The organism is Pseudomonas sp. PLMAX (assembly GCF_046042685.1).
Taxonomy (GTDB): domain Bacteria; phylum Pseudomonadota; class Gammaproteobacteria; order Pseudomonadales; family Pseudomonadaceae; genus Aquipseudomonas; species Aquipseudomonas putida_AE.
On sequence record NZ_CP064949.1, the window covers coordinates 1,063,130 to 1,085,568 of the forward strand.

The 22,439-nt window shown below is 61.0% G+C and carries 24 protein-coding genes; 16 read left to right on the forward strand and 8 right to left on the reverse strand.

The genetic code is table 11. The features are described 5' to 3' along the window. Positions 1-2: 2 nt before the first annotated feature. Both DKB71_RS04730 and DKB71_RS04735 read right to left on the reverse strand, forming a co-directional pair. Positions 3-527, reverse strand: a complete 525-nt coding sequence (locus tag DKB71_RS04730; RefSeq protein WP_408599737.1) for a KdsC family phosphatase — start codon at positions 525-527, stop codon at positions 3-5. Further along, positions 527-1,501 carry a KpsF/GutQ family sugar-phosphate isomerase gene (locus DKB71_RS04735; RefSeq protein ID WP_408599738.1) on the reverse strand — a complete coding sequence of 325 codons (975 nt, stop codon included), beginning with the start codon at positions 1,499-1,501 and terminating at the stop codon, positions 527-529. The genes DKB71_RS04730 and DKB71_RS04735 overlap by 1 nt, the downstream gene beginning before the upstream one ends. A 277-nt stretch (positions 1,502-1,778) precedes the next feature. Here DKB71_RS04735 and DKB71_RS04740 point away from each other — a divergent pair, with 277 nt between their 5' ends. The 10 genes from DKB71_RS04740 (at position 1,779) to hisC (ending at position 9,721) form a co-directional block, all read left to right on the forward strand. Then, a complete protein-coding gene (locus tag DKB71_RS04740) occupies positions 1,779-2,588 on the forward strand; it encodes an ATP-binding cassette domain-containing protein (RefSeq protein ID WP_323605555.1) in 810 nt (269 codons plus the stop codon). After that, entirely contained in the window at positions 2,588-3,385 is a 798-nt protein-coding gene (gene mlaE, locus DKB71_RS04745) for a lipid asymmetry maintenance ABC transporter permease subunit MlaE (protein ID WP_274074006.1), read from the forward strand. The genes DKB71_RS04740 and mlaE overlap by 1 nt, the downstream gene beginning before the upstream one ends. Continuing rightward, on the forward strand, positions 3,385-3,852 hold the full coding sequence (mlaD, locus tag DKB71_RS04750) for an outer membrane lipid asymmetry maintenance protein MlaD (protein ID WP_034147091.1): 468 nt from the start codon (positions 3,385-3,387) through the stop codon (positions 3,850-3,852). The genes mlaE and mlaD overlap by 1 nt, the downstream gene beginning before the upstream one ends. A gap of 11 nt (positions 3,853-3,863) precedes the next feature. Next, positions 3,864-4,505 carry a phospholipid-binding protein MlaC gene (locus DKB71_RS04755; protein WP_274074005.1) on the forward strand — a complete coding sequence of 214 codons (642 nt, stop codon included), beginning with the start codon at positions 3,864-3,866 and terminating at the stop codon, positions 4,503-4,505. Further along, on the forward strand, positions 4,502-4,807 hold the full coding sequence (locus tag DKB71_RS04760; protein WP_274074004.1) for a lipid asymmetry maintenance protein MlaB: 306 nt from the start codon (positions 4,502-4,504) through the stop codon (positions 4,805-4,807). The genes DKB71_RS04755 and DKB71_RS04760 overlap by 4 nt, the downstream gene beginning before the upstream one ends. 114 nt (positions 4,808-4,921) lie before the next feature. Beyond that, positions 4,922-5,161 carry a BolA family protein gene (locus DKB71_RS04765; RefSeq protein ID WP_274074003.1) on the forward strand — a complete coding sequence of 80 codons (240 nt, stop codon included), beginning with the start codon at positions 4,922-4,924 and terminating at the stop codon, positions 5,159-5,161. A 22-nt stretch (positions 5,162-5,183) separates the two neighbouring features. Further along, complete coding sequence (gene murA, locus DKB71_RS04770; protein ID WP_046820542.1) at positions 5,184-6,449, forward strand: UDP-N-acetylglucosamine 1-carboxyvinyltransferase; 1,266 nt, start codon at positions 5,184-5,186, stop codon at positions 6,447-6,449. A 129-nt stretch (positions 6,450-6,578) separates the two neighbouring features. Continuing rightward, a complete protein-coding gene (gene hisG / locus DKB71_RS04775) occupies positions 6,579-7,214 on the forward strand; it encodes an ATP phosphoribosyltransferase (protein WP_008018703.1) in 636 nt (211 codons plus the stop codon). A 127-nt stretch (positions 7,215-7,341) separates the two neighbouring features. Further along, a complete protein-coding gene (gene hisD, locus DKB71_RS04780; RefSeq protein WP_274074001.1) occupies positions 7,342-8,667 on the forward strand; it encodes a histidinol dehydrogenase in 1,326 nt (441 codons plus the stop codon). A gap of 1 nt (position 8,668) precedes the next feature. Beyond that, complete coding sequence (gene hisC, locus DKB71_RS04785; protein WP_323605559.1) at positions 8,669-9,721, forward strand: histidinol-phosphate transaminase; 1,053 nt, start codon at positions 8,669-8,671, stop codon at positions 9,719-9,721. A 104-nt stretch (positions 9,722-9,825) separates the two neighbouring features. Here the strand turns inward: hisC and algW are convergent, their stop codons facing one another. Then, positions 9,826-10,986 carry a Do family serine endopeptidase AlgW gene (gene algW, locus DKB71_RS04790; RefSeq protein WP_274073999.1) on the reverse strand — a complete coding sequence of 387 codons (1,161 nt, stop codon included), beginning with the start codon at positions 10,984-10,986 and terminating at the stop codon, positions 9,826-9,828. Positions 10,987-11,089: 103 nt separating this feature from the next. On the opposite strand from algW, the gene DKB71_RS04795 reads away from it, so the two are divergent. The 3 genes from DKB71_RS04795 (at position 11,090) to cysN (ending at position 14,910) form a co-directional block, all read left to right on the forward strand. After that, positions 11,090-11,848, forward strand: coding sequence for a Nif3-like dinuclear metal center hexameric protein (locus DKB71_RS04795; protein WP_274073998.1), 759 nt, complete (start codon positions 11,090-11,092; stop codon positions 11,846-11,848). Positions 11,849-12,084: 236 nt separating this feature from the next. Continuing rightward, positions 12,085-13,002: a sulfate adenylyltransferase subunit CysD gene (gene cysD / locus DKB71_RS04800; protein WP_007970286.1), complete on the forward strand. Its 918-nt coding sequence runs from the start codon at positions 12,085-12,087 to the stop codon at positions 13,000-13,002. Positions 13,003-13,011: 9 nt separating this feature from the next. Continuing rightward, positions 13,012-14,910 (forward strand): sulfate adenylyltransferase subunit CysN, encoded by a 1,899-nt coding sequence (cysN, locus tag DKB71_RS04805; RefSeq protein WP_408599739.1) that lies wholly within the window; start codon positions 13,012-13,014, stop codon positions 14,908-14,910. 134 nt (positions 14,911-15,044) lie between these two features. Here cysN and DKB71_RS04810 read toward each other — a convergent pair whose 3' ends face one another. From DKB71_RS04810 to DKB71_RS04820, 3 genes are read right to left on the reverse strand one after another with little or no spacing between them, the layout of a single operon-like run. Further along, positions 15,045-15,947, reverse strand: a complete 903-nt coding sequence (locus DKB71_RS04810) for an acyltransferase (RefSeq protein ID WP_408599740.1) — start codon at positions 15,945-15,947, stop codon at positions 15,045-15,047. Then, a complete protein-coding gene (gene pta, locus DKB71_RS04815) occupies positions 15,948-18,047 on the reverse strand; it encodes a phosphate acetyltransferase (RefSeq protein ID WP_323605568.1) in 2,100 nt (699 codons plus the stop codon). 60 nt (positions 18,048-18,107) lie between these two features. Beyond that, positions 18,108-18,434 (reverse strand): DUF3565 domain-containing protein, encoded by a 327-nt coding sequence (locus DKB71_RS04820; RefSeq protein ID WP_274073995.1) that lies wholly within the window; start codon positions 18,432-18,434, stop codon positions 18,108-18,110. On the opposite strand from DKB71_RS04820, the gene DKB71_RS04825 reads away from it, so the two are divergent. From DKB71_RS04825 to DKB71_RS04835, 3 genes are all read left to right on the forward strand, one after another. Further along, positions 18,403-18,888 carry a peptidylprolyl isomerase gene (locus DKB71_RS04825; protein ID WP_008054392.1) on the forward strand — a complete coding sequence of 162 codons (486 nt, stop codon included), beginning with the start codon at positions 18,403-18,405 and terminating at the stop codon, positions 18,886-18,888. The genes DKB71_RS04820 and DKB71_RS04825 overlap by 32 nt on opposite strands. Before the next feature lie 122 nt (positions 18,889-19,010). Then, on the forward strand, positions 19,011-19,493 hold the full coding sequence (locus DKB71_RS04830; RefSeq protein ID WP_274073994.1) for a glutathione peroxidase: 483 nt from the start codon (positions 19,011-19,013) through the stop codon (positions 19,491-19,493). A gap of 217 nt (positions 19,494-19,710) precedes the next feature. After that, a complete protein-coding gene (locus DKB71_RS04835) occupies positions 19,711-20,814 on the forward strand; it encodes an NADH:flavin oxidoreductase (RefSeq protein WP_408599741.1) in 1,104 nt (367 codons plus the stop codon). A gap of 111 nt (positions 20,815-20,925) precedes the next feature. Here the strand turns inward: DKB71_RS04835 and DKB71_RS04840 are convergent, their stop codons facing one another. Both DKB71_RS04840 and DKB71_RS04845 read right to left on the reverse strand, forming a co-directional pair. Next, positions 20,926-22,125, reverse strand: coding sequence for a glycosyltransferase family 4 protein (locus DKB71_RS04840; RefSeq protein ID WP_408599742.1), 1,200 nt, complete (start codon positions 22,123-22,125; stop codon positions 20,926-20,928). A 40-nt stretch (positions 22,126-22,165) separates the two neighbouring features. Beyond that, positions 22,166-22,426, reverse strand: a complete 261-nt coding sequence (locus tag DKB71_RS04845; RefSeq protein WP_408599743.1) for an EI24 domain-containing protein — start codon at positions 22,424-22,426, stop codon at positions 22,166-22,168. Between the last annotated feature and the right edge of the window lie 13 nt (positions 22,427-22,439).

Below are 22,439 nucleotides of genomic sequence, written 5' to 3' on the forward strand. Positions count from 1 at the left end.
GCTCACAGGTACGCGGCGTTAGCCTCATCGAGACGGCCTTGGGCGCGCAGGATCAATTCGCAGAATTCACGGGCGGCACCTTCGCCACCTCGGGCCTGGGTGATGCCGTGAGCGTGCTCGCGCACGAAGCTGGCGGCATTGGCCACGGCCATGCCCATGCCGACGCGGCGGATCACTGGCAGGTCCGGCAAATCGTCTCCGAGGTAGGCGACCTGCTCATAGCTTAGGCCGAGTTGGCCAAGAAGCTCGTCGAGCACCACCAGTTTGTCCTCGCGGCCCTGATACAGGTGGGGGATGCCGAGGTTCTTCGCCCGTCGCTCGACCACCGGGGTTTTGCGCCCGCTGATGATCGCGGTTTGCACGCCGGCCGCCATCAGCATCTTGATGCCCTGGCCGTCGAGCGTGTTGAAGGTCTTGAATTCGCTGCCGTCTTCGAGGAAGTACAGGCGCCCGTCGGTCAGGACGCCGTCGACATCGAACACCGCCAGCTTGATCTGTTTGCCGCGTTGCAGCAGGTCAGCGCTCATTACATTACTCCCGCACGCAGCAAGTCGTGCATGTTCAAGGCGCCGACCGGGCGATCTTCGCTGTCGACCACGACCAGCGCGTTGATTTTGTGATCTTCCATTATTTTCAGGGCCTCGGCGGCGAGCATTTCGGCACGGGCCGTCTTGCCGTGGGCTGTCATGACCTGATCGATGGTGGCGCTGTGGATGTCGATACTGCGGTCCAGCGTGCGTCGCAAGTCGCCGTCGGTGAAGATCCCGGCCAGCTTGCCATCGGCCTCGAGCACCACGGTCATGCCCAGGCCTTTGCGGGTCATTTCCATCAGCGCATCCTTGAGCAGGGTGCCGCGTTGTACTTGCGGCAGCTCCTGCCCGGCGTGCATGACGTTTTCAACTTTCAGCAGCAGGCGTCGGCCCAATGCACCGCCCGGGTGGGAGAAGGCGAAGTCCTCGGCGGTAAAGCCGCGTGCTTCCAGCAACGCGACGGCCAGGGCATCGCCCATGACCAGCGCGGCGGTCGTCGACGAGGTGGGCGCGAGGTTCAGCGGGCAGGCTTCATGCTCGACATGCACATTCAAGTTGACCTCGGCGGCCTTGGCCAGCGGTGAGTGGGGCTTGCCGGTCATGCTGATCAACTGGATGCCCAGGCGCTTGATCAGCGGCAACAAGGTGACGATTTCATTGGTTGAGCCGGAATTCGACAGCGCCAGGATGATGTCGTCGCGGGTGATCATGCCCATGTCGCCATGGCTGGCCTCGGCGGGGTGCACGAAAAAGGCCGTGGTGCCAGTACTGGCCAGGGTCGCGGCGATCTTGTTGCCGATATGCCCCGATTTGCCCATGCCGACCACGACGACACGGCCTTTGCTGGCCAGAATCATTTCGCAGGCGCGCACGAAATCCGCGTCGATACGGGGCAGCAAGCCTTTTACGGCTTCCACTTCGAGGCGGATGGTGCGTTGTGCTGACTTGATCAGGTCGCTGGATTGGCTCATTTCGAAAATGTTTAGCCTGATGAAAAGGCGGCGATTATAGCCGGTATGGTTCAAACCCTCACGCAAGTTCGTTGCCCATTGTCATTCATTGTTACCTAATCCCCTCTGGATTGAGCCTTCCTGGCTGTCATGTTGCTGAACATGGCCCGGCATTGGCCTTGGGCGCGTGCCGCTTGCAGTGATATAGTTCGCCGCCAGTTCGGCCCGCCCAGGAGGTAGTGTGCTTTTGTCAGGAAGCCAGGCGTCCGAGTGTGAGGCTGCATCGCAAGGAGTTTAGATGAGCGCCGATAACGCCTACGCGGTCGAGCTGAAGGGACTGACCTTCAAGCGCGGTACGCGCAGCATTTTCAATAACATTGATATCCGCATCCCGCGCGGCAAGGTCACCGGCATCATGGGGCCTTCCGGATGTGGCAAGACCACGCTGTTGCGCCTGATGGGCGCGCAGTTGCGGCCTGCCAGTGGCGAAGTCTGGGTCAATGGCCAGAACCTGCCGACGTTGTCGCGCAGTGATCTGTTCGATGCACGCAAGCACATGGGTGTGCTGTTTCAGAGTGGCGCACTGTTTACCGACCTCGATGTCTTCGAGAACGTCGCCTTCCCGTTGCGCGTTCATACCGGGCTGCCCGAAGAAATGATCCGCGACATCGTCCTGCTCAAATTGCAGGCCGTGGGGTTGCGTGGCGCCATCGACCTGATGCCCGACGAGCTGTCCGGCGGCATGAAACGTCGCGTCGCACTGGCGCGGGCGATTGCGCTCGATCCACAGATTCTCATGTATGACGAGCCTTTTGTCGGCCAGGACCCCATTGCCATGGGCGTGCTGGTGCGTCTGATCCGCTTGCTCAACGATGCGCTGGGCATTACCAGTATCGTGGTGTCCCATGACCTGGCCGAAACCGCCAGCATTGCCGACTACATCTATGTGGTGGGCGATGGCCAGGTATTGGGGCAGGGCACGCCCGACGAACTGATGAACTCGGACGAGCCGCGTATCCGTCAATTCATGACAGGCGAGCCCGACGGTCCGGTCGCCTATCACTTTCCAGCGACGGATTACCGCGCAGATCTTCTGGGGAAGCGTTGATGCGCAAGATTTCACTGTTGGAAAGGGTGCGCCGGTTCGGCCACGCGGGCATCGATGTGCTGGCGGTGTTCGGGCGCTCCTCGATTTTCCTGTTTCATGCACTGCTGGGGCGCGGCGGTATCGGTGGCGGGTTTGGCCTGCTGGTCAAGCAACTGCATTCGGTGGGGGTAATGTCCCTGGTGATCATCGTGGTCTCCGGGATATTCATCGGCATGGTGCTGGCGCTCCAGGGCTTCAACATCCTGTCCAGCTACGGTTCGGAGCAGGCGGTGGGGCAGATGGTGGCGCTGACGCTGCTGCGTGAACTGGGGCCGGTGGTCACCGCATTGCTGTTCGCCGGGCGTGCCGGTTCGGCGCTGACGGCGGAAATCGGCAACATGAAGTCCACCGAACAGCTCTCCAGCCTGGAAATGATCGGGGTGGACCCGCTCAAGTACATCATTGCCCCGCGCCTGTGGGCCGGCTTCATTTCCTTGCCGGTGCTGGCGATGATTTTCAGCGTGGTGGGTATCTGGGGCGGTTCCTGGGTGGCCGTCGACTGGCTGGGTGTCTATGACGGCTCCTACTGGGCGAACATGCAGAACAGCGTGACGTTTGCCGACGATGTGCTCAACGGCATCATCAAAAGCATGGTTTTTGCCTTTGTCGTGACCTGGATCGCCGTATTCCAAGGCTATGACTGTGAGCCCACTTCAGAAGGGATCAGTCGTGCCACTACCAAGACCGTGGTGTATGCCTCTTTGGCTGTGCTCGGCCTGGACTTTATTCTGACCGCCTTGATGTTTGGAGATTTCTGATGCAAAACCGCACCCTGGAAATCGGTGTCGGCCTTTTCTTGCTGGCTGGCATCCTGGCTTTGCTGTTGTTGGCGTTGCGGGTCAGTGGACTGTCCCCGAGCCCGAACACCGAAACCTATAAACTTTATGCGTATTTCGACAATATCGCCGGATTGACTGTCAGAGCCAAGGTGACCATGGCCGGTGTGACCATCGGCAAGGTCACGGCAATCGATCTGGACCGCGACAGTTTCACTGGTCGGGTGACCATGCAGCTGGAGAAGCGTGTAGATAATCTACCGGCAGACTCCACTGCATCTATCCTGACCGCTGGCCTGTTGGGCGAGAAGTACATCGGTATCAGCGTGGGTGGGGAAGAAGCCCTGCTCAAGGATGGCGGGACCATCCATGACACCCAGTCGTCGCTGGTGCTCGAGGACCTGATCGGTAAATTCCTGCTCAATACCGTTAGCAAAGACGCCAAATGAGGAGCTTTTGAATGATCTCTACCTTGCGACGTGGCCTGTTGGTTTTGCTCGCGGCCTTGCCGTTGGTGGCTAACGCCGTGGCGGCGCCTTCCGCGCACGAACTGGTCCAGGACACCACCAACCGGTTGCTGGCCGACCTGGCCGCCAACAAAGAGAAATACAAGCAGGACCCGCAGGACTTCTATGCGGCGCTCAACAGCATCGTCGGCCCGGTGGTGGATGCCGAGGGCATTTCCAAGAGCATCATGACGGTCAAGTACTCGCGCAAGGCTACTCCGGCGCAAATGAAGACCTTTGAAGAAAACTTCAAGAAGGGTCTGTTCCAGTTCTATGGCAATGCCTTGCTGGAGTACAACAACCAGGGCATCACCGTTGATCCTGCCAAGGACGAGTCGGGCGAACGTACCAGCGTCGGCATGACGGTCAAGGGCAGCAACGGCGCGATCTATCCTGTGTCCTACACACTGGAGAAGGTCGGCGGCGAGTGGAAGCTGCGTAACGTCATCATCAACGGCATCAACATTGGCAAGCTGTTCCGTGATCAGTTCGCTGATGCGATGCAGCGCAATGGCAACGACCTGGACAAAACCATCAATGGTTGGGCAGGGGAAGTCGCCAAGGCCAAGGAATCCACCGAGAAACAGACCCAATGAGTGAGTCGGCGGTCCGCATGGACGAGGCCGGCGAGCTGCGGCTCAGCGGTGTGCTGGATTATCGAACCGGTCCGGAGCTGCGCCGGCAGGGGCAGTCGCTGATTAACTCCAGCAAGGCCGCGGCCGTGGTGGTCGATTGTTCAGCGGTGGAGAAGTCCAGCAGCGTCGGTCTGTCGTTGCTGTTGTGTTTCATGCGTGATGCCCAGGCGGCCGGCAAGGCGCTGAGCATCCGCGGGATGCCAGAAGATATGCGCGAAATAGCCCAGGTCAGTGAGCTGACCGAGCTGTTGGCGCATCCCTAACCCGCATCTATAAGGAAGCCCCCCGTCAGAGTCCTGCTTCCCGGGGTTCGCAGGCGCGGGGCTTTTTTGTATGATGTCCGACCCGCGCGCACAGGGCGCCGATTGAGGTTGAGCATGCAGGCCAACGAAGTTAAGAGCTTTCTTGAAGGAAAGCTGCCCGGAACGAATGTAGAAGTCGAGGGCGAAGGCTGCAATTTCCAGCTGAACGTGATTAGCGATGAACTGGCGGCGTTGAGCCCGGTGAAGCGTCAGCAGCAGATCTATGCCCATTTGAACCCGTGGATCACCGATGGCAGCATCCATGCGGTCACTATGAAATTTTTCAGCAGCGCGGCCTGGGCCGAGCGCACCTGAGCCCAAGGGCGTCGAGATTCTTATGGATAAATTGATTATTACTGGCGGTGCTCGTCTCGATGGCGAAATCCGTATCTCCGGGGCAAAGAACTCGGCACTGCCGATTCTCGCTGCCACCCTGCTGTGCGACGGTCCCGTGACCGTGGCCAACCTGCCGCACCTGCACGACATCACCACCATGATCGAGTTGTTCGGTCGCATGGGCATCGAGCCGGTGATCGACGAGAAGCTGGCCGTTGAAATCGACCCGCGCACCATCAAGACCCTGATCGCTCCGTACGAACTGGTTAAAACCATGCGTGCGTCGATCCTGGTGCTGGGCCCGATGGTTGCCCGCTTCGGTGAAGCCGAAGTCGCGCTGCCTGGCGGTTGCGCCATCGGCTCGCGTCCGGTTGACCTGCACATCCGTGGCCTGGAAGCCATGGGCGCGATCATCGACGTCGAAGGCGGCTACATCAAGGCCAAGGCCCCTGAAGGCGGCCTGCGTGGCGCGCACTTCTTCTTCGACACCGTCAGTGTGACCGGTACCGAAAACATCATGATGGCGGCCGCTTTGGCCAAGGGTCGCAGCGTTCTGGCTAACGCCGCGCGCGAGCCGGAAGTGGTCGACCTGGCGAACTTCCTGAACGCCATGGGTGCCAAGGTTTCCGGTGCTGGCACCGACACCATCACCATCGATGGCGTCGAGCGTCTGCACACCACCACCTACAAGGTGATGCCGGACCGTATCGAAACCGGCACCTACCTGGTGGCCGCGGCCGTGACCGGCGGGCGTGTGAAGGTCAAGGACACCGATCCGACCATCCTCGAAGCCGTGCTGGAAAAACTCCGCGAAGCCGGTGCCGAAATCACCTGCGGCGAAGACTGGATCGAGCTGAACATGCACGGCAAGCGGCCTAAAGCCGTCAACGTGCGCACCGCTCCGTACCCGGCGTTCCCGACCGACATGCAGGCGCAGTTCATCTCCCTCAACGCCATTGCCGAAGGCACGGGCGCCGTGATCGAGACAATCTTCGAAAACCGCTTCATGCACGTGTACGAACTGCACCGCATGGGCGCCAAGATCCAGGTCGAAGGCAACACCGCCATCGTTACCGGTACCGAGAAGCTCAAGGGCGCGCCAGTGATGGCCACCGACCTGCGTGCCTCGGCCAGCCTGGTGATCTCGGCGCTGATCGCCGACGGCGACACCCTGATCGACCGCATCTACCACATAGACCGTGGTTACGAGTGCATCGAAGAGAAACTGCAGATGCTGGGCGCCAAGATCCGCCGCGTTCCGGGCTAGTACCTGCTGCATGGGCACAGGGAAGTGCCCGTTGAATTGTTCAAAGTCGAGGGTGGTCTACACCCTCGATGTATGTCCGGCGCCATTTGCGACCGGGCATGAGTACCTTGATAAGGACTGACGTTTCCCATGTTGACCATCGCACTGTCCAAGGGCCGCATCCTTGACGACACCCTGCCGCTTCTGGCTGAAGCGGGCATCGTGCCGACCGAGAATCCGGACAAGAGCCGCAAGCTGATCATCCCCACGACCCAGGAAGATGTACGCCTGTTGATCGTGCGTGCCACCGACGTGCCGACTTATGTCGAGCATGGTGCCGCCGACCTCGGTGTCGCCGGTAAAGACGTGCTGATGGAATACGGCGGCCAGGGCCTGTACGAGCCTCTGGACCTGCAGATTGCCCAGTGCAAGTTGATGACCGCCGGCAAGGTCGGCGCAGTCGAGCCCAAGGGCCGCCTGCGTATCGCCACCAAGTTCGTCAACGTTGCCAAGCGCTACTACGCCGAGCAGGGCCGTCAGGTCGACATCATCAAGCTCTACGGCTCGATGGAGCTGGCGCCGCTGATCGGCCTGGCCGACAAGATCATCGACGTGGTCGACACCGGTAACACGCTGCGGGCCAACGGCCTGGAGCCACAGGATTTCATCGCGGCCATCAGCTCCCGACTGATCGTCAACAAGGCTTCGATGAAAATGCAGCACGCCCGTATCCAGGCGTTGATCGACACCCTGCGCAAGGCAGTGGAGTCTCGACACCGCGGCTGATTCACCTGCGCGGCCTTGAGTCGCGCCCGTCTATCCGCCTCATAGCCAGAATTCTCAGGTGCCCAAGCGGAAACGACTGCTAAGTTAGGGCGCCTGAGTTTTTTGCCAATCCTATGAGGCTCTCGCTATGACCGCACCGACTGCAATTCGCCGACTCAACGCTGCTGACCCGGATTTCGCGCATCATCTGGATCATCTGCTGAGCTGGGAAAGTGTGTCTGACGACTCGGTCAATCAGCGAGTGCTGGACATCATCAAGGCCGTGCGCGAGCGCGGTGACGCGGCGCTGGTGGACTTCACCCGTCAGTTCGACGGCCTGGACGTGAAGTCCATGGCGGACCTGATCCTGCCGCGCGAGCGTCTGGAGCTGGCACTGACGCGCATTACCGTGCCCCAGCGCGAAGCCTTGGAAAAAGCCGCGGCCCGGGTACGCAGCTATCACGAAAAGCAGAAGCAGGACTCCTGGAGCTACACCGAGGCCGATGGCACCGTGCTGGGCCAGAAGGTCACGCCGCTGGATCGCGCCGGCCTGTACGTGCCGGGTGGCAAGGCGTCCTACCCGTCGTCGGTGCTGATGAACGCGATTCCGGCCAAGGTCGCCGGCGTGACCGAAGTGGTCATGGTGGTGCCGACTCCCCGCGGTGAGATCAACGAGCTTGTGCTGGCTGCCGCCTGCATCGCCGGTGTCGACCGTGTATTCACCATCGGGGGTGCCCAGGCGGTGGCCGCGTTGGCCTACGGTACCGAAAGCGTGCCGATGGTCGATAAGGTGGTCGGCCCGGGCAACATCTACGTTGCCACTGCCAAGCGCCACGTATTCGGCCAGGTCGGTATCGACATGATCGCCGGTCCGTCGGAGATCCTCGTGGTGTGTGACGGCAAGACCGATCCGGACTGGATCGCCATGGACCTGTTCTCCCAGGCCGAGCACGACGAAGACGCCCAGGCGATCCTGGTCAGCCCGGATGCCGAGTTCCTCGACCAGGTTGCCGCGAGCATCGCCAAGCTGATGCCGACCATGGAACGCGCCCAGATCATCGAAACCTCGATCAACGGCCGTGGTGCGCTGATCAAGGTGCGCGACATGGAGCAAGCCATCGAAGTGGCCAACCGCATCGCGCCGGAGCACCTGGAGCTGTCGGTTGCCGATCCACAGGCCTGGCTGCCGCAGATTCGCCATGCCGGTGCCATCTTCATGGGCCGTCACACCAGCGAAGCGCTGGGCGACTACTGCGCAGGCCCGAACCATGTGTTGCCGACTTCCGGCACGGCGCGATTCTCGTCGCCGCTGGGTGTGTACGACTTCCAGAAGCGTTCGTCGATCATTTTTTGCTCGGAGCAGGGCGCGTCCGACCTGGGCAAAACCGCTTCCGTGCTGGCCCGTGGCGAGTCGCTGACCGCCCACGCCCGCAGTGCCGAATACCGCATCATCGACGACAAGCAGGGGAACTGAGATGAGTAAATTCTGGAGCCCGTTCGTCAAGAACCTGGTGCCGTACGTACCGGGCGAACAGCCAAAACTGGCGAAACTGGTGAAGCTCAACACCAATGAAAACCCGTACGGTCCATCGCCCAAAGCCCTGGCTGCGATGCAGACTGAACTGAACGACAACCTGCGCCTGTACCCGGACCCGAACAGCGATCGGCTGAAAAATGCCGTGGCCCAGTACTACGGCGTGCAGAGCAACCAGGTGTTCCTCGGCAACGGTTCCGACGAAGTCCTGGCGCACATCTTCCACGGTTTGCTGCAGCACGATCAGCCGTTGCTGTTCCCGGATATCAGCTACAGCTTCTACCCGGTCTACTGCGGCTTGTATGGCATCCAGTTCGATGCGGTGCCGCTGGACGAGCAGTTCCAGATCAACCCGGCGGACTACGCCAAACCGAACGGCGGGATTATTTTCCCCAACCCGAACGCACCGACCGGTTGCCTGTTGGCACTCGATGCCATCGAGCAGATCCTCAAGGCCAGCCCGGATTCGGTGGTGGTGGTCGATGAGGCCTACATCGATTTCGGCGGCGAGACGGCGATCAGCCTGGTGGATCGTTATCCGAACCTGCTGGTGACCCAGACCCTGTCCAAGTCGCGCTCGCTGGCCGGTCTGCGGGTCGGCTTGGCGGTGGGGCATCCGGACCTGATCGAGGCGCTGGAGCGGATCAAGAACAGCTTCAACTCCTATCCGCTGGATCGGATGGCGAACGTCGGGGCCGCGGCGGCGTTCGAGGATCGTGAGTACTTCGACAAGACGTGCCGCCTGGTGATCGAGAGTCGCGAGAAGGTCGTCGCACAGTTGAAAGCGAAGGGCTTCGAAGTACTGCCATCGGCGGCGAACTTCATTTTCGCCCGTCACCCCCAGCACGATGCAGCAGGCCTGGCGGCCAAACTGCGCGAGCAAGGCGTGATCGTCCGGCACTTCAAGCAGGAGCGGATTGCCCAGTTCCTGCGGATCTCGATCGGTACACCTGAGCAGAATCAGGCACTGATCGACGGCCTCGGCGACCTATAAACCCTGTGGGAGCGGGCTTGCTCGAAGCTGTGTCAGCGACATGGGTGTCGACTGACACACCTTCGCGAGCAAGCCCGCTCCCACATTGGTTTTGTGCTGCCTGCTTAGTTTTCTTCTTTCTCTTTGACCGGCGCAGGCGGCGGACGCAAGCCAATCTCAGCCGTTAGCTTCAGTTCCTTGCCATTGCGCATCACCTGGATCGCGACCTTGTCGGTCGGCTTGATCCGCGCCACCTGATTCATCGAGCGACGGCCATCGCCAGCCGGCTCGCCGTCGATGCTGAGGATCACATCGCCCAATTGCAGGCCGGCCTTTTGCGCCGGACCGTCACGGAAAATCCCCGCGACCACGATGCCCGGGCGCCCCGACAGGCCAAACGACTCCGCCAGTTCCTGGGACAACGGCTGCACTTCGATACCGAGCCAGCCGCGAATCACCTGGCCGTGTTCGATGATCGACTTCATCACTTCCATGGCCAGCTTTACCGGAATCGCGAAGCCGATGCCTTGGGAACCGCCGGACTTGGAAAAAATCGCCGTGTTGATGCCGGTCAGGTTGCCGTTGGCGTCCACCAGCGCACCGCCTGAGTTGCCGGGGTTGATCGCGGCGTCGGTCTGGATGAAGTCTTCGTAGTTGTTCAGGCCCAGCTGATTGCGCCCGGTGGCGCTGATGATGCCCATGGTCACGGTCTGGCCGACGCCGAACGGGTTGCCGATGGCCAGGGTCACGTCGCCAATGCGGATATTGTCGGAGCGGCCGACGGTGATCGACGGCAGGTTCTTCAGGTCGATCTTGAGGACCGCCAGGTCGGTTTCCGGATCGCTGCCGATCACCCGTGCCAGGGTTTCACGGCCGTCCTTGAGCGCCACCACGATCTGGTCAGCACCGCTGGTCACGTGGTTGTTGGTGAGGATGTAGCCTTGCGGGCTCATGATCACGCCGGAACCGAGGCTCGACTCCATGCGTTTCTGCTTGGGCGAGTTGTCACCGAAGAAACGGCGAAACTGCGGATCCTCGAACAGCGGGTGATTGGGTTTGTTGATGACTTTGGTGGTGTACAGGTTCACCACCGACGGCGCGGCGGTGGTCACCGCGTCGGCATAGGACACCGGACCTTGCTGCATACTGGTGGTTTGCGGGGCTTGTTGCAGGTTGACGTCGAGGCTTGGAAGCCCGACCCACTGCGGGTAACGCTGGATGATTAACAGAGCGACAAGCACGCCGGCCAACAGCGGCCAGCCGGAAAAACGCAGCGCCTTGAGCATTAAGCACGTCCTGAGAGAGTTGCAGGCGGTATGAGACCGCTCATAATGACGCGCATTATACGAGGCCGCGCGTGCCTCTGAACGGGATATTTAGGAGTCTTTTATGGCCGTCGCCCTGAGCACCCTGGTCGAAGAAGCCGACCGTTACCTCGGCAGTTCGAAAATTGCCGATTACTGCCCCAACGGCCTGCAGGTCGAGGGCCGGCCGCAGGTGATGCGCATTGTCAGCGGCGTCACCGCCAGCCAGGCCTTGCTCGATGCCGCGGTGGAGGCCAACGCCGACCTGGTGCTGGTGCATCACGGCTACTTCTGGAAAGGCGAAAACCCGTGCATCACCGGCATGAAGCAGCGCCGCCTGAAGACGCTGCTCAAGCACGATATCAGCCTGCTGTCCTATCACCTGCCGCTGGACCTGCATCCTGACGTAGGCAACAACGTGCAGTTGGCGCGGCAGCTGGACATCACTGTCGAAGGTCCGCTGGACCCGGACAACCTGAAAATCGTCGGCCTGGTCGGTTCGTTGAACGAACCCGTGACGCCCCGGGACTTCGCCCGCCGCGTGCGCGAGGTGATGGGCCGCGAACCTTTGCTGATCGAAGGTGGCAACATGATACGCCGGGTCGGCTGGTGCACCGGTGGCGGTCAGGGCTACATCGATCAGGCGGTGCTGGCGGGTGTCGATCTGTACCTGAGCGGGGAAGCGTCCGAGCAGACCTTCCACAGTGCCCGTGAGAACGACATCAGCTTCATCGCCGCCGGTCACCATGCCACCGAGCGGTATGGCGTGCAGGCGCTGGGTGACTACCTGGCGCGCAGGTTCGCCCTCGAACACATCTTCATCGATTGCCCCAACCCGATCTAAATGTGGGAGCGGGCTTGCTCGCGAATGCGGTGTGTCATTCAACATTTATGCTGACTGATTCGCCGCCTTCGCGAGCAAGCCCGCTCCCACAAAGGTCCGCGGCGCCCAAACAGGCGGGCATATTCATATGCTCTTTCGATCTAGTTGGCGTCCTCATTAGAAGGGGGCGCTGTGCTAGGATTCCCCGCTCGAACACGGCCCGCTGGCCGTTCATAAGAAAGATTTCGTGAGTAGCCATGGTCGACAAACTGACGCATCTGAAACAGCTGGAGGCGGAAAGCATCCACATCATCCGCGAGGTGGCCGCCGAGTTCGATAACCCGGTGATGCTGTACTCCATCGGTAAAGACTCCGCCGTGATGCTGCACCTGGCACGCAAGGCCTTCTTCCCAGGCAAGCTGCCGTTCCCGGTGATGCACGTCGACACTCGCTGGAAATTCCAGGAGATGTACGCTTTCCGCGACAAGATGGTTGCCGAGCTGGGCCTGGACCTGATCACTCACGTCAACCCGGATGGCGTGGCGCAGAACATCAACCCGTTCACCCACGGCAGCGCCAAGCACACCGACATCATGAAGACCGAGGGCCTGAAGCAGGCACTGGACAAGCATGGTTTCGACGCCGCCTTCGGTGGTGCCCGTCGCGACGAAGAGAAATCCCGTGCCAAAGAGCGCGTGTACTCGTTTCGCGACAGCAAGCACCGCTGGGACCCGAAGAACCAGCGTCCGGAGCTGTGGAACGTCTACAACGGCAAGGTCAACAAGGGCGAATCCATCCGCGTATTCCCGTTGTCGAACTGGACCGAGCTGGACATCTGGCAGTACATCTACCTGGAAGGCATCCCGATCGTCCCGCTGTACTTCGCCGCCGAGCGTGAAGTCATCGAGAAGAACGGCACCCTGATCATGATCGACGACGAGCGCATCCTCGAACACCTGAGCGATGAAGACAAAGCCCGCATCGTCAAAAAGAAAGTGCGTTTCCGTACCCTTGGTTGCTACCCGTTGACGGGCGCGGTGGAGTCCGAGGCCGAAAGCCTCACGGACATCATTCAGGAAATGCTCCTGACGCGAACTTCCGAGCGCCAGGGCCGTGTCATCGACCACGATGGCGCAGGCTCCATGGAAGACAAAAAACGTCAGGGTTATTTCTAAGGGGTTGTCATGTCGCACGCATCTGATTTGATCAGCGAGGACATCCTCGCTTACCTGGGCCAGCACGAACGTAAAGAGCTGCTGCGCTTTTTGACTTGCGGTAACGTCGACGACGGCAAGAGCACCCTGATCGGGCGCCTGCTGCACGACTCCAAGATGATCTACGAAGATCACCTGGAAGCGATTACCCGCGACTCGAAAAAAGTCGGCACCACCGGTGAAGACATCGACCTGGCGCTGCTGGTCGATGGCCTGCAGGCCGAGCGCGAGCAAGGCATCACCATCGATGTCGCATACCGCTACTTCTCCACCGCCAAGCGCAAATTCATCATCGCCGACACCCCCGGCCATGAGCAGTACACCCGCAACATGGCCACCGGTGCCTCCACCTGTGACCTGGCGATCATCCTGGTCGATGCCCGCTACGGCGTGCAGACCCAGACCCGCCGCCACAGCTTCATCGCCTCGTTGCTGGGCATCAAGCACATCGTCGTCGCCATCAACAAGATGGACCTCAAGGACTTCGATCAGGGCGTGTTCGAGTCGATCAAGGCCGACTACCTGCAGTTCGCCGAAGGCCTGAAGCTCAAGCCGACCAGCATGCACTTCGTGCCGATGTCTGCCTTGAAGGGCGACAACGTGGTGAACAAGTCCGAGCGCTCGCCGTGGTACACCGGCCAGTCGCTGATGGAAATCCTCGAGACCGTGGAAGTGGCGGGCGACCGCAACTTCACCGACCTGCGTTTCCCGGTGCAGTACGTCAACCGTCCGAACCTGAACTTCCGCGGTTTCGCCGGCACCCTGGCCAGCGGCATCGTCAAGAAAGGCGACGAAGTCGTGGTGCTGCCGTCGGGCAAGAGCAGCCGCGTGAAATCCATCGTCACCTTCGAAGGTGAGCTGGAACACGCAGGTCCAGGTCAGGCAGTCACCCTGACCATGGAAGACGAAATCGACATCTCCCGTGGCGACCTGTTGGTTCACGCCGACAACGTGCCGCCGGTGACCGACAGCTTCGAAGCCATGCTCGTATGGATGGCCGAAGAGCCGATGCTGCCGGGCAAGAAATACGACATCAAGCGCGCCACCAGCTACGTGCCGGGCTCCATCGCCAGCATCGTCAACAAGGTCGACGTCAACACCCTGGAAGAAGGCCCGGCCAGCGCGTTGCAGCTGAACGAAATCGGCAAGGTCAAGATCGCGCTCGACGCGCCGATTGCCCTCGACGGTTACGACAGCAACCGCACCACCGGCGCGTTCATCATCATCGACCGCCTGACCAACGGCACCGTCGGCGCCGGCATGATCGTCGCCCAGCCGTTGGCCCATGGCACCAGCACGCACCACGGCAAACTGGCCCACGTTGCCACCGAAGAACGCGCCCAGCGCTTCGGCCAGCAACCGGCCACCGTGTTGTTCAGCGGCTTGTCGGGCGCTGGCAAGAGCACCCTGGCCTATGCGGTTGAGCGCAAGCTGTTCGACCTGGGTCGTGCGGTGTTCGTGCTCGATGGCCAGAACCTGCGTCACGACCTGAACAAAGGTCTGCCACAGGATCGCGCCGGGCGCACCGAGAACTGGCGTCGTGCCGCGCATGTGGCGCGTCAGTTCAACGAAGCCGGTCTGCTGACCCTGGCGGCGTTCGTTGCACCGAGTGCCGAAGGTCGTGAACAGGCGCGGGAACTGATCGGCAAGGAACGTCTGCTGACGGTCTACGTCCAGGCTTCGCCAACAGTCTGTGCCGAGCGTGACCCGCAAGGCCTTTACGCGGCGGCCGGGGATAACATCCCGGGCGAATCCTTCCCGTACGACTTGCCGCTGGATGCCGACCTGGTGATCGACACCCAGTCCGTGTCGCTGGAAGAGGGCGTGAAGCAAGTGCTGGAACTGTTGCGTAAACGCGGCGCGATCTAAGCCTTAGCCAGAAATGAAAAACCCGCCGATGAGTGATCATCGGCGGGTTTTTTTTGCCTGTTCGGACGCCTTCGCTGGCCGCCCATCATTGTAGGAGCTGGCTTGCCAGCGAAGAGGCCATAACAGACACCTGATTACTTGGCTGGATATTCGTGGTGCATCTGCCCCAGCAGCACATCCTTGTCTTCCCACAACTGGTTGATCCAGCCTTGGAACTGCAATCGATACTCACCATCCTGGTCATAATTCTTGCCAATGAACTGCGGCGGTATCTTCAGCTCCTCAAAGTGCACCACCACATCCGTCACATTCCCGCACAACAAATCCCAAAAACCGGGACGCCCGGCCGGGTAGTGGATGGTCACGTTGACGATGGATTCCAGTTGCTCACCCATGGCGTCCAGCACGAACGCAATGCCACCAGCCTTGGGTTTGAGCAAATAACGGAACGGCGATTTCTGCTGGGCATGCTTGCCTTCGGTGAAGCGCGTGCCCTCGACGAAATTGAAGATGCCCACCGGGTTATCGCGAAATTTCGCGCAGGTCTTGCGCGTGGTTTCCAGGTCCTTGCCTTTCTTCTCAGGGTGCTTTTCCAGATAGGCCTTGGAGTAGCGCTTCATGAACGGAAAGCCCAGCGCCCACCACGCCAGGCCAATCACCGGTACCCAGATCAGCTCTTGCTTGAGGAAGAACTTCAGCGGCTGGATACGCCGATTGAGCACGTATTGCAGCACCAGGATGTCGACCCAGCTCTGGTGGTTGCTGGTGACCAGGTACGAGTGTTGATAGTCGAGGCCCTGCAGGCCGCTGACGTGCCAGCGGGTGCGCCGGACCAGGTTCATCCAGCCCTTGTTGACGCTGATCCAGGCCTCATGGGTATGGCTCATCAGCCATTGGGCAATGCGTTGGGTGAGCGCGAACGGCAACACCTTGAACAGCGCCACACAGAACAGGAACGAGCACAGCAAAATCGTGTTCAACGCCAACAGCAGCGCGGCGATTACTCCGCGTAAGAACGCGGGCAGGAAATCCAGCATTTACACATCCATAGGTCGGTTGGCAGCTTGAATCGCCGTCAGGGCGATGGTGTAGACGATGTCGTCGACCTGCGCGCCGCGCGGCAAATCGTTCACCGGTTTGCGCAGGCCTTGCAGCATCGGCCCGAGGCTGACGCAGTCGGCGCTGCGCTGAACGGCTTTGTGCGTGGTGTTGCCGGTGTTCAGGTCGGGGAACACGAACACCGTGGCGCGACCGGCCACCTGGCTGTTCGGCGCCAGTTGCCGGGCCACGGTTTCGTTGGCGGCGGCGTCATACTGCAACGGACCGTCGATCAGCAGCGAGTGTTGCTGTTCATGGGCGAGCAATGTCGCTTCGCGGACCTTCTCGACTTCCTCGCCGCTGGCCGACTCACCGCTGGAATAGCTGATCATCGCCACCCGCGGGGTGATGCCGAACGCGGCCGCCGAGTCGGCGCTTTGCAGGGCAATCTCGGCCAGTTCGCTGGCGCTCGGGTGCGGGTTCATCACGCAGTCGCCGTAGACCAGCACTTCTTCGGGAAACAGCATGAAGAACACCGACGACACCAGGGTGCAGCCCGGCGCGGTCTTGATCAGCTGCAGGGCCGGGCGAATGGTATTGGCGGTGGAGTGAATGACCCCGGACACCAGGCCGTCCACTTCATCGAGCGCCAGCATCATGGTGCCGATCACCACGGTGTCTTCCAGCTGCTGCTCGGCCATCGGTGCGTTGAGGCTTTTGGTTTTACGCAGGGCCACCATCGGCTCGATGTAGCGCTCGCGGATCAGGTCCGGGTCGAGGATTTCCAGGCCTGGCGGCAGCTCGATGCCTTGGGCGCGGGCCACGGCTTCGACGTCTGCCGGTTTAGCCAGCAGCACGCAACGGGCAATGCCACGGGCCTGGCAGATGGCGGCGGCCTGGACGGTCAGCGGTTCGCTGCCTTCCGGCAGGACGATGCGCTTGTTGGCGGACTGTGCGCGCTGGATCAATTGGTAACGGAACACCGCTGGCGACAGGCGCATTTCCCGCGGGGTACCGCAGCGCTGGTGCAGCCAGTTGGCGTCGAGGTGGCTGGCGACGAAATCGGTGATGATCTCCGCGCGCTCGCGGTCGTCGATCGGGATTTCCTTGTTCAGGCCATTGAGCTGGTTGGCGGTGTCGTAGGAGCCGGTGCTCACCGACAACACTGGCAAGCCCGCCTGCAGGGCGCCACGGCACAAATCCATGATGCGCGGGTCGGGCAGGGTGTCGCTGGTCAGCAACAGGCCGGCCAGGGGCACGCCATTCATGGCCGCAAGGCTCACGGCGAGGATGATGTCGTCACGATCGCCGGGGGTCACCACCAGTACGCCGGGCTTGAGCAGCTCCACGGTGTTGCGCATGGTGCGCGCGCAAATGATGATCTTGGTCATGCGCCGGGTTTCGTAATCGCCGGCGTTGAGCACCTGGGCGCCCATCAGGTCCGCCACGTCTCGCGTGCGCGGCGCATTCAGCTCCGGCTGGTACGGGATGCAACCGAGCAGGCGGAAGTCACCGCTGCGCAACAGCGGCGAGTGTTCGTTCAGGCGGGCGGCGAAGGCCTCCATGCTTTCGTCGGTCTTGACCTTGTTGAGGATCACGCCGAGGACTTTCGGGTCCTTGGGGCCGCCGAACAATTGCGCCTGCAGTTCGACGCGACCGGACAGTTCGGTCAGCACTTCGTTTTCCGGTGCCGAAACCAGGATCACTTCGGCATCGAGGCTCTTGGCCAGGTGCAGGTTGACCCGTGCGGCATAGCTGGCGCTGCGGGTCGGGACCATACCCTCGACGATCAACACGTCCTTTCCGATGGCGGCCTGCTGATAAAGGGTGATGATTTCTTCGAGCAGCTCATCGAGCTGGCCATCGCCAAGCATGCGCTCGACATGGGCCAGGCCCAAGGGTTGCGGCGGCTTCAGGCCGTGGGTGCGCGCCACCAGTTCGGTGGAGCGCTCGGGTCCGGTGTCGCCCGGATGGGGCTGGGCAATCGGCTTGAAAAAGCCGACCTTGAGGCCGGCCCGCTCGAGGGTGCGTACCAGCCCGAGGCTGATGGAGGTCAGGCCCACGCCAAAATCGGTGGGTGCGATAAAAAAAGTTTGCATGCGGATTCTCTAGAGGTGCATGGCAGTGGTGATCATCTATATCTGACGATCTACCGAAATTCAGTCGCCAAGGTTATCGCTAACCGAGCCCTGTGCGCACCAACCGCAGTCAAAGCGCTGGCCTATTTTTTCAAGGCGTTGCGCAGGGTCCAGGACCCAGGCCCGGGATTGCCAGGGTGGCTGGTGCCGAAGGTGCTGGGTGTGACCGCAGGAAAGCTCGACCACCCAGTGGCCGTCTTCGTCCTGATGAAAGCCCGTGATCGTCGAATCCCGTCTGTCCGGGTTGTGTTCGCTTTCGGGCGATTGCTTCGCTAAACTGGGTCTTTCAATATTCTTATGCAAAAGGTCTCGCCCCATGCTGATCGCCGCCAATAAGGCTGTCTCCATCGACTATACCCTGACCAACGACGCTGGTGAGGTCATCGACAGCTCAGCCGGCGGCGCGCCGCTGGTCTACCTGCAAGGCGCAGGCAACATCATCCCGGGCCTGGAAAAGGCCCTGGAAGGCAAAGCAGTCGGCGACGAGCTGACCGTGGCCGTTGAACCGGAAGATGCCTACGGCGAGTACGCTGCCGAACTGGTCAGCACCCTGAGCCGCAGCATGTTCGAAGGCGTTGATGAGCTGGAAGTGGGCATGCAGTTCCACGCTTCCGCTCCGGACGGCCAGATGCAGATCGTGACCATCCGCGATCTGGACGGCGACGACGTCACCGTAGACGGCAACCACCCGTTGGCGGGTCAGCGCCTGAACTTCCAGGTCAAGATCATCAACATCCGTGATGCCAGCCAGGAAGAAATCGCCCATGGTCACGTCCATGGCGAAGGTGGCCATCACCACTGATTTCTGCGCTAAGCTCAGATAGCTGGAGAGGCGCCCCGAGGGCGCCTTTTTAGTCTGCGGCTGTTCCAGGCGACACCACCAAGTGGCTGTTTCGAGAAGAACACGGGAATCTGGAGTACGTCATGAGTGCTTTTCACGAACTTAATTTGACAGCCCTGGATGGTCAGGCGCTCCCTCTGGCCCCTTTCAAGGGGCACGTCGTGCTGGTGGTCAACGTGGCCTCCAAATGCGGTTTGACCCCGCAGTACGCGGCGCTGGAAAACCTCTACCAGCAATACAAAGGCAAGGGTTTCAGCGTGCTGGGCCTGCCGTGCAACCAGTTTGCCGGGCAGGAACCAGGTACCGAGCAGGAAATAAAGGACTTCTGCAACCTCAACTATGGCGTGACCTTTCCGTTGTCCAGCAAGCTGGAAGTCAACGGCCACGAACGTCATCAGCTGTACAAGCTGCTGGCGGGCGAGGGCGCGGAGTTCCCCGGCGACATTACCTGGAACTTCGAGAAATTCCTGCTGGGTAAAGACGGTCGTGTGCTGGCGCGGTTCTCGCCACGTACGGCGCCGGATGATCCGAGTGTGGTTCAGGCGATCGAAAAAGCCCTGGCCTGATACCTCCCCTGTAGGAGCGAGCTTGCTCGCGATGGTCGTTAACGATAACGCTGCCAGCCTGACACCCCGCAGCGTTCTCAGGTTCATCGCGAGCAAGCTCGCTCCTACAGTGTTCCCTCCTTCTGACCCTTAATCACGCTGATCAATAATGCTGTTCAAGGCGTCGGACTCTCCATATTATCGCCGTCATAAAGTCATTCTTCCGTGGAGCGTCCAAATGCCCGTTAAAGCCCTGTTCAAACCGTTCCACCTCGGCAGCCTCGAATTGCCGACCCGTGTGGTCATGGCGCCGATGACCCGTTCGTTTTCGCCGGGCGGCGTACCCAATTCCAAAGTGATCGAGTACTACCGTCGTCGCGCCGCCGCCGGCGTGGGCTTGATCATCACCGAAGGCACCACAGTCGGGCACAAGGCTTCGAACGGCTACCCGAACGTGCCGCATTTCTACGGTGAAGCGGCCCTGGCCGGCTGGAAGAAAGTCGTCGATGCGGTTCACGCCGAGGGCGGCAAGATCGTTCCGCAACTGTGGCATGTCGGCAGCGTGCGTCGCATCGGCACCGAGCCGGACGCCAGCGTGCCAGGTTACGGTCCATCGGAAAAAGTGAAGGACGGCCAGGTCGTGGTTCACGGCATGACCAAGCAGGACATTCAGGACGTGATTGCCGCGTTCGCCCAAGCGGCGAAGGATGCCCAGAGCATTGGCATGGACGGCGTGGAAATCCACGGTGCCCACGGTTACCTGGTCGACCAGTTCTTCTGGGAAGGCAGCAACCAGCGCTCCGACGAATACGGCGGCAGCCTGGCCAACCGCTCGCGTTTCGCCATCGAATTGATCCAGGCGGTACGTGCCGCGGTTGGCGAAGGCTTCCCGATCATCTTCCGCTTCTCCCAGTGGAAGCAGCAGGACTACACCGCGCGCCTGGTGCAGACGCCAGAGGCCTTGGGCGATTTCCTCAAGCCCTTGGCCGACGCTGGCGTGGATATTTTCCACTGCTCGACACGCCGTTTCTGGGAGCCGGAGTTCGACGGTTCCGAACTGAACCTGGCAGGCTGGACGCGCAAACTCACCGGCAAGCCGACCATCACCGTGGGCAGCGTTGGCCTGGACGGCGAGTTCCTGCAGTTCATGGTCAACACCGACAAGGTGGCGCAGCCGGCCAGCCTGGAAAAACTGCTGGAGCGTCTGAATAACGACGAGTTCGATCTGGTGGCGGTGGGGCGTGCGCTGTTGGTGGACCCGGACTGGGCACAGAAAGTGCGTGACGGTCGCGAGGAAGACATCCTGCCGTTCAGCCGTGAAGCGTTGATGACGCTGGTTTAAGCGGCGTCTGTTCGGGCCTCTTCGCGAGCAAGCCCGCTCCCACAGGGGAACGCATTGCAAAATGTGGGAGCGGGCTTGCTCGCGAAGACGGACTTGAAATCACCAGAAATCTCAGGGAATGGTCGGTGCATTCGGCACCACCACCTCCCCAACACAAGCCCCTCGCAACTGCCCCTCGAACTGTTCAATGATCGCCGCCCAACCTTGGCGACTCGCATGCTGGCGCGCATTTAGCCGCAGACAACGCAAGTTTTCGCGCTTCTCCAGCAACCACACCGCGGCATCGCAAAACGCCTCCTCATCCCCCGGCATCGCCAGCACCCCGTTGTAGCCATGGCGAATATGCTGCGCCGCTGCTGCCTGGTCGTAAGCCACCACCCCCAGCCCCGAGGCCAGCGCCTCAAGCACTACATTGCCGAAGGTTTCGGTCAGGCTCGGAAACACAAACACATCCCCCGACGCATAATGACTGGCCAGGGCTTCGCCTCGTTGTGCCCCACAGAAAATCGCTTCCGGTAATTCGCTTTCCATCTGCAGACGCTGCGGGCCATCGCCCACCACAATCAGCTTCAAGGTGCGCTGTGGATAAGTAGCCTTGAGCGTGTCGAAACAGCGTTTGAGCAACCCGAGGTTTTTCTCCGCAGCCAACCGTCCTACATGGATGACGGCGATGTCTTTTTCCCCCAGCCCCCATTGATCGCGCAGCGCATTCAAGCGTTTGGCCGGGTGAAACAACTGGCTGTCGACCCCGCGGGACAGCAACGCCAGGCGCTCGAAATGCCGACGTTCCAGCTCCATGCGCTGGCTGACACTGGGCACCAGCGTCAGGTTCGAGCGATTGTGGAACCAGCGCAAATAGTGGGTCAGCAGGCGAGACAGCAAGCTGAAGCCGTACTGGCTGGAGTACTGCTGGAAGTTGGTGTGAAAGCCGCTGACCACCGAGATGCCCAGGCGTCGTGCTGCGCGCAAGGCCGACAGGCCGAGCGGTCCTTCGGTGGCGATATACAGCACATCCGGGCGATGGCGCTTCCAGCGCCGCAGCAGCTTGTGCATCGACGACTGCCCCCATTGCAGCCCGGGATAGCCCGGCAGTGGCCAGCCTCGGCACAGCAGCAACTCATCGTCGCTGCTCGCCGATTGATCGCAGCCCTGGCGAGGACGCACCAGTTCCACCTGATGCCCGCGCGCGCGCAAACCGTCGCACAGGCGCCCAAGGGTGTTGGCCACGCCATTGATTTCCGGGGGGAAGGTTTCGGTGATCAGGGTGATATGCAGAGCTGTCGTCATGACCTCAGTGTGGCCTGAGGCCATGTCGGCGTTGTGACGACAGGATGATGGATTTGTGACCGACTCAGCGCTGGGTCACCAGATTCTCCGCCCCACGCTCACGGACCCAGAACAAGGTCGCCCCGGCCACAGCCGCCGGCATCATCAGAATGTTGACCACCGGAATCAGCAGCACCAGGTAAACACTCCCGCCAAAACTCATGCTCTGCCAGCGCTTCTGGCGCAGCCAGGCGAGCATCTCGTTCCAGCCAAGCTTGTGGTTGTCCGCCGGGTAGTCGATGTACTGATAAATCGAGATGCATCCGCTGAAGGCCACGTAAATCACAGCCCTTTCCCAA